The following is a 13027-nucleotide window of genomic DNA, read 5'->3' as shown; positions in this document are numbered from 1 at the left end:
TTCGCGGCAGGGCACAATAGTGGACTAGCAGCCATGCTGCGACAGGAATGCCACGTTCGCGCCGACTTGGGTGTCGGTGCCTGACCCGAGCGAGGGGTGCATGCGGGTACTCCGCCGCGGTGACCAGGGACCGGCTATAGCAGAGGTCCGCGCGACTCTCGCAGGGCTTGGTCTCCTGCCTGTCGATCCGCAGGCCCCGCCGGTGTACGACCCCGCGGTGGAGCACGCCGTGCGTACATTCCAGCAGCAGCGTGGCCTGATCACCGACGGTTTGGTCGGTCCGGCCACCTATCGTGCCCTTAAGGACGCCACCTACCAGCTCGGCGCCCGACCGCTCGCGTACCTCGTGTCCTCCCCGTTGAGCGGGGACGACGTACTGGCGCTGCAGGAGCGGTTGCTGGAGCTGGGGTACGACGCCGGGCGGCCCAACGGCGTGTTCGGCGCCCAGACCGAGGCCGCGCTGCGGACGTTCCAGCGGGACTACGGGCTGACCGTGGACGGCATCTGCGGCGCCGAGACCGTGCGGGGGTTGCGTCAGCTGTCCCCGCGCGCCCGGGGCGGCTCGCCGGTGCTGTTGCGCGAGCAGGAGCGGGTCCGCAAGGCCGGGCCGCGGCTGCGGGGCAAGCGAATCGTCATCGACCCGGGCCACGGCGGCCAGGACACGGGTGTGTCGGTCGGCGGCGTCAACGAGGCCGACGTCGTGTGGGACCTGGCTCGCCGACTCGAGGGCAAGATGGCCGCGACCGGCATGCAGGCGCTGCTGTCCCGCGGCCCGCACCAGTGCCCGTCCGAGGCCGAGCGCGCGCACTTCGCCAACGACGTGGGCGGCGACCTGTTCCTGTCCCTGCACACGGACGCCAACCGGTCACCGGTGGCCCAGGGCGTCGCGACGTTCCACTTCGGCACGATCACCGGCAACACCTCCACCATCGGGGAGACGCTGGCCGGGTTCATCCAGCGTGAGCTGGTCGTGCGGACCGGCCTGCGGGACTGCCGGACGCACCGCAAGACGTGGGACACCCTGCGCCTGACCCGGTGCCCGGCCGTCCGCGTCGAGATCGGCTACCTGACCAACCTCGACGACGGCCGCCGGCTGACCGACCCGTCGTTCCGGGACGTGGTGGCCGAGGGCATCCTCGTCGCCGTCAAGCGGATGTACCTGCTGGGCCAGAACGACCAGCCGACCGGCACCTTCACGTTCGAGGACGTGCTCCGGCACGAGCTGGCCAAGGCCGAGTAAACGATCAATGTTTCACATGAAACAGCCCCCGGAGTGATCGCTCCGGGGGCTGTTTCATGTCTTCGACGTCTACTGCTGGAGGACGGGGCTCGCGGTGGACACCGAAACGGAGCCCAGGAGTCGCTCCAGCGCCGCCTCGACGTCTTCCTTCCAGGACAGTGCCGAACGCAGCTCCAGGCGTAGACGGGGCCAGCGGGGGTGCGGTCTGACGGTCTTGAAGCCGACACTCAGGAGGAAGTCGGACGGCACGACGCACGAGACGTCCTCGTCCGGCTTGGCGTCCCCGAACGACTCGATGGCCTTCACCCCGCGCCGGGTCAGGTCCTTGGCCACGGCCTGGACCAGCATCCGGCCGAGCCCACCTCGGCGGAACTCCGGCAGCACGTAGAAGCCGGTGAGCAGAACGGCGTCCGGGCTGGGCGGCGAGGTGGGGAACGCGGAGGCACGCGGCACGGCCGTGGGTGGGGCGTACAGCACGAACCCGACCGGCAGCTTGTCGCTGTAGACGAGCCGACCGCAGGAGCCCCACTCGAGGAGCACGCTGGAGACCCAGGCTTCCTTCTCGAGCTCCGCGGTGCCGAACTCCTCAGCCTGTTCCTTGAGGTGTGGGGCGAGCTCCCAGTACACGCACGACCGGCTGTGTTTGGGGAGATCCTCGAGGTTGTCCAGCGTGACGCCCACGACGCGTCGCGACACCTGACCTCCCACCCTGGGCCTCGAGCGGGCCCCACCACGTGTGCACAGCCAGGATACGTCGGCTTCCCGCCGGGTCGGAACCGGCGAGGGGTGAATATCGCACTGGTTACACTCGCTTGAGCTAACCGACCGGCTGAGATGAGCGCTCCATGACCCTCGAACCCGCAGGAAGCCGTAGTCTGGACCCGCATCTGCGCAGGTATGCCGCCCGCGCCGCCGGGATGACGGCCTCCGAGGTACGAGCTCTCTTCGCCGTGGCCAGCCGCCCGGAGGTGGTGTCGCTCGCCGGCGGCATGCCGAACCTGACCGCGCTGCCGCTGGACACGTTGTCTACCCAGGTCGCGGAGCTGATCAGCAAGGACGGCCTGGTCGCGCTGCAGTACGGGTCCGCGCACGGCGTGCCGGAGCTGCGGGACCAGATCTGCGAGGTCATGGCCCTGGAGGAGATCCGCGCCCACCCGGACGACGTGGTGGTGACCGTCGGGTCGCAGATGGCGCTGGACATGGTCACCCGGATCTTCTGTGATCCTGGTGACGTCGTGCTCGCCGAGGGGCCGTCGTACGTCGGCGCGCTCGGCACGTTCGCCGCCTACCAGGCCGACGTCGTGCACGTCGCCATGGACGACGAGGGCCTGGTGCCGGAGGCGTTGCGCGAGGCCCTCGCCGCGACCGAGAACGCCGGCCGGCAGGTCAAGTTCCTGTACACGATCCCGAACTTCCACAACCCCGCCGGCGTGACCATGGCCGTCTCCCGGCGGGCGGAGATCCTGGAGATCTGCCGGTCCCACCGCGTGCTGGTGGTCGAGGACAACCCGTACGGGCTGCTGGGCTTCGACGGCCAGACCTACCCGTCGCTGCGGTCGATGGACCCGGACAACGTCGTGTACCTCGGCTCGTTCTCGAAGACGTTCGCTGCCGGGCTGCGGGTCGGGTGGGCGTTGGCGCCGCACGCGGTGCGGGAGAAGCTGGTCCTGGCCGCCGAGTCGGCCGCGCTGTGCCCGCCCGCGCTGAACCAGATGATCGTGTCCCGCTACCTCACCTCGCACGACTGGAAGGGCCAGATCAAGTCGTTCCAGTCGGCGTACCGGGAGCGGCGCGACGCGATGCTGTCGGCGCTGGAACAGCACATGCCGGCCGGCTGCTCGTGGACGGTGCCGGCGGGTGGCTTCTTCGTGTGGATGACCGTACCGGAGGGCGTGGACACCAAGGCGATGCTGCCGAGGGCGGTCACCGCGCGGGTGGCGTACGTGTCCGGGACCGGCTTCTACGCGGACGGCTTCGGCTCCCGGCAGATGCGCCTGTCGTTCTGCTACCCGACGCCGGAACGCATCCAGGAGGGCGTGCGCCGCCTCGCGGCCGTGCTCGCGGCGGAGCTGGACCTCGCCAACACGTTCGGGCCGATCAACCAGCGCACCGGTCGCGGTTCGCAGGTGCCGGGGCCGGACATCGCGTAACCGCGACAGGTCACGCCCGCACGCATCGCCCCTGTGTACGGTCACGGTGAATGGTGGCCCAGTACTGAGGGGTGTCAGGTGTCCGATCTCGCCGTCGCGGTGCTTTCCGGTGGTCTCTCGCACGAGCGGGACGTGTCGTTGCGGTCGGGTCGCCGGCTCTCCGCGGCACTGCGCTCGGTGGGGCTGGCGGTCGACGTGTGGGACGCCGACTCGGCACTGCTGGACCGGCTGCGCACCGAGCGGCCCGACGCGGTCGTCGTCGCGCTGCACGGCGTCGAGGGCGAGGGCGGCTCGGTCCAGACCGTGCTGGAGATGCTGAACGTGCCGTACGTCGGCGCGGACTCGCATGCCTGCCGCCGCGCGTGGGACAAGCCGACCGCCAAGACCGAGCTGGTCCGCGCCGGGCTCACGACGCCGGACTGGGTGGTGCTGCCGCACAGCACGTTCCGGGAGCTGGGTGCCAAGCCGGTGCTCGACGCGATGGTCGACCGGCTGGGTCTGCCGATGATGCTGAAGCCGGACCAGAGTGGGTCGGCGCTCGGCGCGCAGGTAGTCCGAGACGCGGCGGACCTGCCGGCCGCGATGGTCGGCTGTCTGGCGTACGGGGAGACCGTGCTCGCCGAGCGGTTCATCACCGGCGTCGAGGTGGCGGTCGCGGTCGTCGAGGGATCGGACGGACCGGTGGCACTGCCCGCGATCGAGATCGAGCCGGAGTCCGGCATCTACGACTACACGGCCCGCTACACCGCGGGGCTGACGAACTTCCACGCACCCGCCCGGCTCGACCCGACCGCGGCGGCCGCGGTGGCGGACCTCGCCGTCGCGGCGCACCGGCTGCTCGGGTTGCGGGACGTGTCCCGGACCGACGCGATCGTCGCGCCGGACGGGACCGTGTACTTCCTGGAGGTGAACTCGTCGCCGGGACTGACCGAAACCTCGCTCCTGCCGATGGCGGCGGAGGTCGCAGGCCGCTCGCTCGGCGACATTTACGCCGAGCTGATCGAGCGAGCGGTCACTCGCGCTCGGTAGTTTCTGGTCAACGCAACGTCATCGTCACCGTGACAATACGGCCTGGGGTGATCCCTTAGGCCTCATACGATGCCGGATTTGCCCCATTTTTCGACATTATTTCGACTATACGTTCGAGATCGTCCACGGACCCGAACTCGACCACGATTTTGCCCTTGCGCTTGCCCAACTCGACCTTCACGCGGGTGTCGAACGCGGATGAGAGGCGGTCGGCGACGTCCTGGAGGCCCGGCGCCTGGATCGGCTTGCGCTGCGGAGCGGTCTTGGGCTTGGCCGGGGCCGCGCCCTTGAGGAGCACGACCGCCTCCTCGGTGGCCCGCACCGACATTCCCTCGGCGACGATGCGGGCGGCCAGCTCCTCCTGCTGACCGGCGTCCTCGAGACCGAGCAACGCGCGGGCGTGCCCGGACGACAGGACGCCGGCCGCGACCCGGCGCTGCACGGCCAGGGGGAGCTTGAGTAGCCGGATCGTGTTGGTGATGGCCGGCCGACTACGACCGATGCGGGACGCCAGCTCGTCGTGCGTGACCGCGAACTCCTCGAGCAGCTGCTGGTAGGCCGCCGCCTCTTCGAGGGGGTTCAGCTGAACGCGGTGGATGTTCTCCAGCAGGGCGTCCCGCAGCATCGACTCGTCGGCCGTCTGCCGAACGATCGCGGGAATCTTGCCGAGCTCCGCGCGCTGGGCGGCACGCAGCCGGCGCTCGCCCATGACGAGCTCGTACTCGTTGGAACCCAGCTCGCGAACGACGATGGGCTGCATGAGCCCGAACTCGCGGATGGAGTGCTCCAACTCGGCGAGCGCGTCCTCGTCGAAGACCTGGCGGGGCTGCTTCGGGTTGGCCTTGATCTGGTCGACCGGGATCTCCTGGTAGACCGCCCCACCCACAGTGCCGCTGGGCGCCTCCGGGGCTGCGGCGGCCTTCGGTCGAGGCGCGGTCGGCAGCTTCATGGGACCGCTGCCGCCACCGTCGGCCGGACCCTGCGGAATCAGTGCCGCGAGCCCTCGCCCGAGACCACCCTTGCGCTCACTCATGCTTCAGCTCTCTACTCAGCGCGGAACCCGCGCTCCGCCATCTCCCGTGCCGCGTCGAGGTAGCTCATCGCTCCCCGAGAACCCGGGTCGTACGCGAGTACCGTCTGCCCGAAGCCGGGGGCCTCGGACACCTTCACGCTCCTGGGGATCACAGTACGCAGGACCGTGTCGCCGAAGTGCTTCCGGACCTCCGCTGTCACCTGATCGGCGAGCTTGGTACGCCCGTCGTACATCGTCAGCAGGATCGTGGATACGAGCAGGTTCGGGTTCAGGTGGTTCTGCACCAGCTCGATGTTGCGCAGCAGCTGCGACAGACCTTCCAGCGCGTAGTACTCGCACTGGATCGGGATCAACACCTCTTCGGCGGCGACCATCGCATTGACGGTCAGCAGGCCAAGCGAGGGCGGGCAGTCGATGAAGACGTAGTCCGGGTTCAGGTCATCCAGCGCTCCGGTCGGCAGCGCCTGCTTGAGCCGGGACTCGCGACCCTCCATCGACACCAGCTCGATCTCCGCGCCAGCGAGGTCGATGGTCGCCGGCACGCAGTAGAGGTTGGGGGACTGGTCGCTGACGGCGGCGGCGTCGGTCAGCGACACCTCGCCGATCAGCACCTCGTAGATGGAGGGCACGCCGGACCGGTGGTCGACGCCGAGTGCGGTGCTGGCGTTGCCCTGGGGGTCGAGGTCGACGACGAGCACCTTCAGGCCGTGCATGGCGAGAGCGGCCGCGAGGTTCACCGCGCTGGTCGTCTTGCCGACGCCACCCTTCTGGTTCGCCACGGTCATCACGCGGCGCCGAGAGGGCCGCGGCAGGTTGGTCTTCGGGTGCAACATCCGCGTCGCCCGCTCGGCTTCCTCCGCGATCGGCGTCCAGCCGGACACCGCTACCGCTGCCTCGACGTTGTCGTGCATGGCGCCGCTCGCATCCTGGACATCATGGCGTCCGGTCATCGGTGGCTACACCTCGCCTTTGGTTGGCACGGAATCGTGCTGTTTCACGTGAAACAATCCTTGCTCCATCATGACGCGCCAACCTCACGGTCGCCGCGTGTGCTTGCCCGCGCGTCGTGTTTTATGTCCGCTCTTTTGCTGTGAACCGACATGAGTCACCACGACGATGGTCGTCGGCACCGCCAGCACGTCCGCGCCGCACTTCTCGACCACCGGAGGCGAACCACTCGCCCTGGTCACCGCTGAGCCATCACGCGCGACTTCCTCGTCAGCGCTCTCTCCCTTGAGCGCGACGAGCCGACCGCCCTGCCGGAGCAGGGGTGCGCTCCACGCCCACAGTCGAGCAAGCGGAGCGACCGCCCGCGCAATGACCACATCGGTGCCCACGAGTTGTTGCTTGATGGCCGGTTCTTCCGCACGGCCCCGAACCACACTTGCGGACAGCGCAAGAGTATCGACGACTTCGGTCAACCACGCTACCCGGCGAGCCATTGGCTCCAAAAGAGTGATCTCAAGATCGGGTCGAGCAATGGCGAGTGGCACTCCGGGGAGTCCCGCACCCGAGCCGAGATCGACCACGCGAGCACCTTCGGGAATCGCCTCCGCGACGACGGCCGAGTTGAGGATGTGGCGATCCCAGAGCCGGTCGACCTCCCGCGGTCCGATCAAACCCCGCTCAACGCCGACGGCGGCGAGCAGTTCAGTGAACCGCACCGCCGCCGTCAGGTTCTCGCCAAAAACAGTTGTCGCGATCTGTGGGGGATGTTTCACGTGAAACAGCCTCGACGATTCGCTTCGCAAGGTCCGAGCACGAAATCCCTCACGGCTTCGGGAAGACCACGACGCGTCGCCTCGGGTCCTCGCCCTCGCTCTCGCTGTGGACGCCGTCGATCTGCGCCACCGCGTCGTGCACGACCTTCCGCTCGAACGGGGTCATCGGCTGGAGGCGGATCTTCTCGCCCTCCGCCAGCACCCGCTCCGCCGTCGCCCGGCCGAGGTCCGCCAACTCCTCGCGGCGGTCCGCACGCCACCCGGCGATGTCGAGCATGAGCCGGCTACGCGTACCGGTCTCCTGCTGCACCGCCAGCCGGGTCAGCTCCTGCAGCGACTCGAGGACGTTGCCACGGGGGCCGACGAGCTTCTCCAGATCGTCGCCGCCCTCGATGCTCACCACCGCGCGACCGGCCTCAACGTCGAGGTCGATGTCCCCGTCGTAGTCGACGAGGTCGAGCAGCTGCTCGAGGTAGTCCCCAGCGATGTCTCCCTCACGGACGAGGAGGTCCTCGCTCGACGAGGCACGATCACCCTCGCCGTTCCGACTACCCCCCTCGGTGAGCTGTTCCTCGGCGTCGGCAGCGACTCCGTCGGCACCCGACTCCTGCACCGTCTCCGGCACGACTTCTCCTCTCCAGGTCCGGATCAGCCGCGTCAGCGATTCTTCCGGCCTGTGTTCTTCTTGCGGGAACGGTCTGCGCTCAGACCGGAAACCGTGGAGCCGTCACCGCTGCCGTTCTCGGAGCTGGACGACTTGGTCGCGCCGTTGGACTTCGGCTTGGCGGTGCCCGCCGCCTTCGCGTTGGGCGCCGGCTTCGCACCGGTCTCCGGCTTGTTGGCGCCCGCGGACTTGCGGGCGATGCCGGCGGCCTTCGCGTTGGGCGCGGGCTTGACCCCCGGCTGCGGCTTGGCACCGGGCGCGGGCGCGGCGCTCTTCTTGCGCTCCTGGTCCGGCTTGGCACCCGGCTTCGGCGCGAGGCTGGTCCGCTTCTCGATCGCCGCGGCCTTCTTCTCCTCTTCCTCGGCGTCGATCCGCTTGTACACGAGGCGCTGCTGCATCAGGGTCCAGAAGTTGTTCGACAGCCAGTAGAACAGCAGACCGATCGGGAAGAAGAGGCCGAACACCAGCACACCCAGCGGGAAGATGTACATGGTCAGCTTGTTCATGATCGCCGTCTGCGCGGTCGCCGACTCCGGGTTCTGCCGCGTGACCGAGTGCCGTGCGGTCAGGTGCGTCAGGGCACTGGCCAGGATCATCAGCGGGATCGAGACGATGATGACCGAGGTGCGGTGCGCACCGAGCTGTTCGAGCGCCGCCTGCGGCTGCGTGATGAAGTTCGACAGTCGCGCACCGAAGAGGTTGGCGTCGATGTAGGACTGCACGCCCTGCGCGTCGAAGACGTAGTTCTCGGTGTGGCCGGGCACGAACGAGCGCAGCACGTGGTACAGACCGATGAACACCGGGATCTGCAGCAGCATCGGCAGGCAGCCGCCGATGGGGTTGAAGCCGTGCTCGCGCTGGAGCTTCTGCATCTCCTGCGCCTGGCGCTGCCGGTCGCTCGCGTACTTCTTCTGGATCTTCTTCATCTCCGGCGCGACCTGCTGCATCTTGCGCATCGACCGGACCTGGTTCACGAACGGTTTGAAGAGGATCGCTCGCAACGTCCAGACGAGGAACATGATGCTGAGCACCCAGGCGATGCCGCTCGACTCGCCGAAGACGAACCCAAAGGCCTTGTGCCAGAACCACAGGATCCCTGAGACCGGGTAGTAGATGAAATTCAGCACGAGGCCTTACTCCTTGGCTGCTGTGTGGTGTTCCGGGCCGGCCTTGTCGATGTCGGCGGCCGGCACTTCGAGGTCTTGGTGGCGGGGTGGCACCGGGTCGTACCCACCGGGGTGCCACGGTCCGCAGCGCAGCAACCTGCGCACGGTGAGCCAGGAGCCGCGCAGCGCGCCGTGGGTCGTGAGGGCTTCCACGGCGTACGCGCTACAGCTCGGCTCGAACCGGCAGCTGGGAGGAAGGACCGGCGAGATCCATCGCCGGTAGAAGTTGACGGGCACGAGCAGCACCCGCGCCACCGGACCTGGCCTACGCGTCTGGGCGTCCTGGTCTTCGGCGTCGGGCTGGGTGGTCACTTGGCACCGCCGATATCACTGTCTTCGCGGCCGTCCAGCCGCAACCGCCGCAGAGCGGCGTCAATGTCGTTCCCGAGGTCGGCGCTGGCCGCCGTGGCGGCGGGTGGCAGCGCCCGGACGACCAACGTGCAGCCTGGCCGCACGGTTCCCAACCGGGCGCGGAGGAGGTGGCGCAGGCGACGGACCACCCGATGGCGGACCACCGAGTTGCCGACCGCCTTGCTCACCACGAACCCGACCCTGGGGACCGCGCCGCCCTCGGCGAGTGCCGGGTCGACGCGGTCGAATCCGTCAGCGCCCGCGCGAAAGCGAGCGACCTCATCAGCCGTGATGGCGTGCACGACGAGCCTGGGACGCCCAGCGCGGCGCCCCTTCCTGGTCACGAGCCGAAAGTTGTCGCTACCGCTCAGTCGAGAAGACGCGGGGAGCAAGCGGCTCAGGCGGAGAGGGCTTTACGACCCTTGCGCCGACGAGCCGCGAGGATCGCCCGGCCGGCACGGGTACGCATGCGCAGGCGGAACCCGTGGGTCTTCGCCCGGCGGCGGTTGTTCGGCTGGAAAGTACGCTTGCTCACGACTGGATCTCCCGATACGGCTCGTCAAAGTTATCTGTCCCCGTCGCGGCCTGACGGCGCGCAGGACTCACCCACAACTGACGGGAGACCTTCACAGGGTACGGCACGCTCTCCGGCGAGCATGCATGCGGGTGGAGCGTGGGCAAGCCCGGGAGACCTTTGGGCGACACGCCAAGTACGTTCGGTGCTTGCCCCCGCCTGCGTCTTGTGGCATACGCCAGGGCTTGTTAGCGTGCGTGCTCTTGGTTGGCCAGGGGAGTGGGAGCCCACTGCGCCGCGGAGATTACGGCGGGGCCTCCGGCGGGTTCCGCTGCGGTCCGTCGTACCTTCGTGCACAGTTGTGGACAACCCTGTGGATGCTGCTCACACCCGGGCCGCTCCCGCGCTCGCCTCCCGGCGGGCCGCACCAGGGTGCCGACACAGCGAGGGGTAGCGGTGATGGTGCAAGGCCAGCTGGGACAACGTGGCGGGGAGGGGAGCTCGTAGGTGTCCGAGCAGCAGATGAACCTGAGCGTGGTGTGGGAGCAGGTCGTGCGGGAGTTGTCCGCCGGCACGCTGTCCCCGCAGCAGCGGGCGTGGATGCGGGTCACCCGGCCCATCGGACTGCTCGACGGCACCGCGCTGCTCGCCGCCCCGAGCGACTTCGCCAAGGACGCGATCGAGCGTGCGCTGCGCGAACCGATCACCGACGCGCTGTCCCGCCGGCTCGGCCGGGTGGTCTCCCTGGCCGTGAAGGTCGACCCGGTCGGCACCACCCAGGCCACGCCGCCTCCGGTGGTGGTGCAGTCACCGCCGCCCCCGCCGCCGATCAACGTGCCCATGGCGCCGGGCCAACCGCGACCGGGCGCACCCCGGCCGGGGGTCGGCTCGCTCGTCGAGCAGACGCTCGTGATGAGGCCACTGAGCGCAGTTGACCTAAGTAATACTGAGAAGCCTCCCGGCAAGGGTGACGGCTCCGGACCGGACTCGGACAACGACGAGGTGGACGAGGAACGCGACGCGCTCGCCACCGTCCACGAGATCTGGCCGGGTCCGCAGCAACCGCCGCAGTACCCGCCGCCGCCCCCCATGGCCGGACAGCCGTTCACCGCGCCGGCCCAGCCGCAGACCTCCAAGACCCGGCTCAACGAGAAGTACACGTTCGACACCTTCGTCATCGGCGCCTCCAACCGGTTCGCACACGCGGCCGCCGTCGCGGTCGCGGAGGCGCCGGCCCGCGCGTACAACCCGCTGTTCATCTGGGGCGAGTCCGGTCTCGGCAAGACCCACCTCCTCCACGCGGTCGGCCACTACGCGCAGCGGCTGTTCCCCGGCATGCGCGTGCGGTACGTGTCGACCGAGGAGTTCACGAACGACTTCATCAACTCCCTGCGCGACGACCGCAAGGTCGCGTTCCAGCGGCGCTACCGCGACATCGACATCCTGTTGGTGGACGACATCCAGTTCCTGGAGGGCAAGGAAGGCACCCAGGAGGAGTTCTTCCACACCTTCAACACCCTCCACAACGCGAACAAGCAGATCGTCGTGTCGTCCGACCGGCCGCCGAAGCGGCTGGAGACGCTGGAGGACCGGCTGCGCACGCGGTTCGAGTGGGGTCTCATCACGGACATCCAGCCGCCCGAGCTGGAGACCCGCATCGCCATCCTGCGCAAGAAGGCGGCGCAGGACCGGCTGCCGGCGCCGGCCGAGGTGCTCGAGTTCATCGCGGCCCGCATCGAGCACAACATCCGCGAGCTCGAGGGCGCGCTCATCCGCGTCACCGCGTTCGCGTCGCTGAACCAGCAGCCGGTCGACGTCGGCCTCGCCGAGATCGTGCTGCGTGACCTCATCCCGGACTCGCAGGTCCCGGAGATCAGCGTCTCGACGATCATGGCCGTCACGGCGGAGTTCTTCAGCGTCTCCATCGAGGACCTGTGCGGCCCCGGCAAGACGAAGGCGCTCGCGCAGGCGCGGCAGATCTCCATGTACCTGTGCCGCGAGCTGACCGACATGTCGCTGCCCCGCATCGGCCAGACCTTCGGCGGCCGCGACCACACGACCGTCATGCACGCGGACAAGAAGATCCGCAAGGAGATGGCCGAGCGGCGGCGGGTCTACGACCAGGTCCAGGAACTCACCTCGCGGATCAAGCAACGCGCCCGCGGCTAGCGACATGGTCGCTCCGCGAGTACTACCCGGCCGGCGTGCGCCTCTCCCAGGCGCCGCCGGCCGACGTGTCTACAGGGCAGGCACCGGTCCCCACGATCGCCCGACGATGAGCCGCGTGGGCCGCCGGCCGCCTCGCTCCGCCAGGTCGGCGGCGGCCGGTCCGCGCCCGAATTTCCTTGTGCGGCACGACGTTTTCACGGAGACGGCCGGATTCGGTCGTCTCCGTCGATGTGTCCTGCGTCGCACCTGTCCCCGCCTTCACTCGGAAAGGGGACTCATGAGCCTCCCCAACCCTGTGCACAACCTGGGGGTGAGCCACTCGCTTCTGGGGAGCGGGCTGTGGACAACTGGGGACCAACTGTGGATCAACCTTGCACAGGCTCGAGTTGTCCACGTGGGCCCCGAGTTGTCCCAAGGTTCTCCCCAGGCGCCATCCCCAGGGCGCACACAGTCGCGACGTGCGGATCTGAGGGTTATCCACACAATCCACAGCACTTACTACTACTACTGTTTTTTTCTTCAAGGGTTATCAACAAAAGAAAAACAGGGGTGTGCGTGTGCGCGAACGCGTGCGTCACGAAGTGGAAGCATCGAGGCGAGGGCCCGATTGGAGCGGCGATCACGCAGGCTCTACGGTGACGACCAACGCTGCTTTCTCGAGGCGACGTCCGCTCGGTGCGCGACCCCTCGTGTCTGGAAAGGAATCTCATGAAGATCCGCGTCGAGCGTGACGGTCTCGCCGACGCCGTCGCCTGGGTCGCGCGCAGCCTGCCGACCCGGCCGCCGGTTCCCGTTCTCGGCGGGATCCTTCTGGACGCAGGCGAGTCGTCCGACGGGCTGACCATCTCCGGGTTCGACTACGAGGTGTCGGCGACCGTCGGGGTCGCGGCGACGATCGGCGACGGCGGCCGCACGCTCGTGTCCGGGCGGCTGCTCGCGGACATCACCAAGTACGTTAGTTCGGAAGAGGTTGTTTTAGTGTTAGAGTGT

General features: G+C 68.6%; 13 protein-coding genes and 1 pseudogene. 5 read left to right on the top strand and 9 right to left on the bottom strand.

The window, feature by feature from the left end; genetic code table 11:
* Positions 1–100 precede the first annotated feature (100 nt).
* On the top strand, positions 101–1240 hold the full coding sequence (locus ACJ73U_RS31990) for an N-acetylmuramoyl-L-alanine amidase (RefSeq protein WP_407781463.1): 1140 nt from the start codon (positions 101–103) through the stop codon (positions 1238–1240).
* Positions 1241–1309: 69 nt separating this feature from the next.
* Here the strand turns inward: ACJ73U_RS31990 and ACJ73U_RS31985 are convergent, their stop codons facing one another.
* Positions 1310–1936, bottom strand: a complete 627-nt coding sequence (locus tag ACJ73U_RS31985) for a GNAT family N-acetyltransferase (protein WP_407781462.1) — start codon at positions 1934–1936, stop codon at positions 1310–1312.
* Positions 1937–2085: 149 nt separating this feature from the next.
* Here ACJ73U_RS31985 and ACJ73U_RS31980 point away from each other — a divergent pair, with 149 nt between their 5' ends.
* Both ACJ73U_RS31980 and ACJ73U_RS31975 read left to right on the top strand, forming a co-directional pair.
* Positions 2086–3390, top strand: a complete 1305-nt coding sequence (locus ACJ73U_RS31980; RefSeq protein WP_407781461.1) for a PLP-dependent aminotransferase family protein — start codon at positions 2086–2088, stop codon at positions 3388–3390.
* Positions 3391–3468: 78 nt separating this feature from the next.
* A complete protein-coding gene (locus ACJ73U_RS31975; RefSeq protein WP_407781460.1) occupies positions 3469–4419 on the top strand; it encodes a D-alanine--D-alanine ligase in 951 nt (316 codons plus the stop codon).
* A gap of 55 nt (positions 4420–4474) precedes the next feature.
* On the opposite strand, the gene ACJ73U_RS31970 is transcribed toward ACJ73U_RS31975, so the two are convergent.
* The 8 genes from ACJ73U_RS31970 to rpmH all read right to left on the bottom strand — a co-directional run bounded on the left by ACJ73U_RS31970 (position 4475) and on the right by rpmH (position 9889).
* Positions 4475–5452 carry a ParB/RepB/Spo0J family partition protein gene (locus ACJ73U_RS31970; protein WP_407781459.1) on the bottom strand — a complete coding sequence of 326 codons (978 nt, stop codon included), beginning with the start codon at positions 5450–5452 and terminating at the stop codon, positions 4475–4477.
* A gap of 11 nt (positions 5453–5463) precedes the next feature.
* Positions 5464–6363, bottom strand: a complete 900-nt coding sequence (locus tag ACJ73U_RS31965; RefSeq protein ID WP_407781464.1) for a ParA family protein — start codon at positions 6361–6363, stop codon at positions 5464–5466.
* Between the two features lie 123 nt (positions 6364–6486).
* A complete protein-coding gene (gene rsmG, locus ACJ73U_RS31960; RefSeq protein ID WP_407781458.1) occupies positions 6487–7173 on the bottom strand; it encodes a 16S rRNA (guanine(527)-N(7))-methyltransferase RsmG in 687 nt (228 codons plus the stop codon).
* Between the two features lie 49 nt (positions 7174–7222).
* Positions 7223–7798, bottom strand: a complete 576-nt coding sequence (locus tag ACJ73U_RS31955; RefSeq protein ID WP_407781457.1) for a protein jag — start codon at positions 7796–7798, stop codon at positions 7223–7225.
* A gap of 32 nt (positions 7799–7830) precedes the next feature.
* Positions 7831–8964: a membrane protein insertase YidC gene (gene yidC / locus ACJ73U_RS31950; RefSeq protein ID WP_407781456.1), complete on the bottom strand. Its 1134-nt coding sequence runs from the start codon at positions 8962–8964 to the stop codon at positions 7831–7833.
* A 6-nt stretch (positions 8965–8970) separates the two neighbouring features.
* A complete protein-coding gene (yidD, locus tag ACJ73U_RS31945) occupies positions 8971–9315 on the bottom strand; it encodes a membrane protein insertion efficiency factor YidD (protein ID WP_407781455.1) in 345 nt (114 codons plus the stop codon).
* Positions 9312–9746, bottom strand: a complete 435-nt coding sequence (gene rnpA, locus ACJ73U_RS31940) for a ribonuclease P protein component (RefSeq protein ID WP_407781454.1) — start codon at positions 9744–9746, stop codon at positions 9312–9314. The genes yidD and rnpA overlap by 4 nt, the downstream gene beginning before the upstream one ends.
* A gap of 5 nt (positions 9747–9751) precedes the next feature.
* A complete protein-coding gene (rpmH, locus tag ACJ73U_RS31935) occupies positions 9752–9889 on the bottom strand; it encodes a 50S ribosomal protein L34 (protein WP_407781453.1) in 138 nt (45 codons plus the stop codon).
* Positions 9890–10375: 486 nt separating this feature from the next.
* On the opposite strand from rpmH, the gene dnaA reads away from it, so the two are divergent.
* The gene (dnaA, locus tag ACJ73U_RS31930) at positions 10376–12037 is read left to right on the top strand and encodes a chromosomal replication initiator protein DnaA (protein ID WP_407781452.1); all 1662 of its coding nucleotides are present in this window, start codon (positions 10376–10378) and stop codon (positions 12035–12037) included.
* A 708-nt stretch (positions 12038–12745) separates the two neighbouring features.
* Positions 12746–13027, top strand: a pseudogene (locus ACJ73U_RS31925) (DNA polymerase III subunit beta); the annotation flags it as partial.

This window comes from Actinophytocola sp. (assembly GCF_045807065.1).
In the GTDB taxonomy this organism is placed as follows: Bacteria; Actinomycetota; Actinomycetes; order Mycobacteriales; family Pseudonocardiaceae; genus Actinophytocola.
This window is presented reverse-complemented; position numbering and strand designations above follow the sequence as displayed.

What these genes read in the sequence shown, in the direction of transcription:
- ACJ73U_RS31990 (WP_407781463.1), top strand. Translation starts at nt 101, where the DNA reads ATGCGGGTACTCCGCCGCGGTGACCAGGGACCGGCTATAGCAGAGGTC.
- ACJ73U_RS31980 (WP_407781461.1), top strand. Translation starts at nt 2,086, where the DNA reads ATGACCCTCGAACCCGCAGGAAGCCGTAGTCTGGACCCGCATCTGCGC.
- ACJ73U_RS31970 (WP_407781459.1), bottom strand. Translation starts at nt 5,452, where the DNA reads ATGAGTGAGCGCAAGGGTGGTCTCGGGCGAGGGCTCGCGGCACTGATT.
- ACJ73U_RS31965 (WP_407781464.1), bottom strand. Translation starts at nt 6,363, where the DNA reads ATGCACGACAACGTCGAGGCAGCGGTAGCGGTGTCCGGCTGGACGCCG.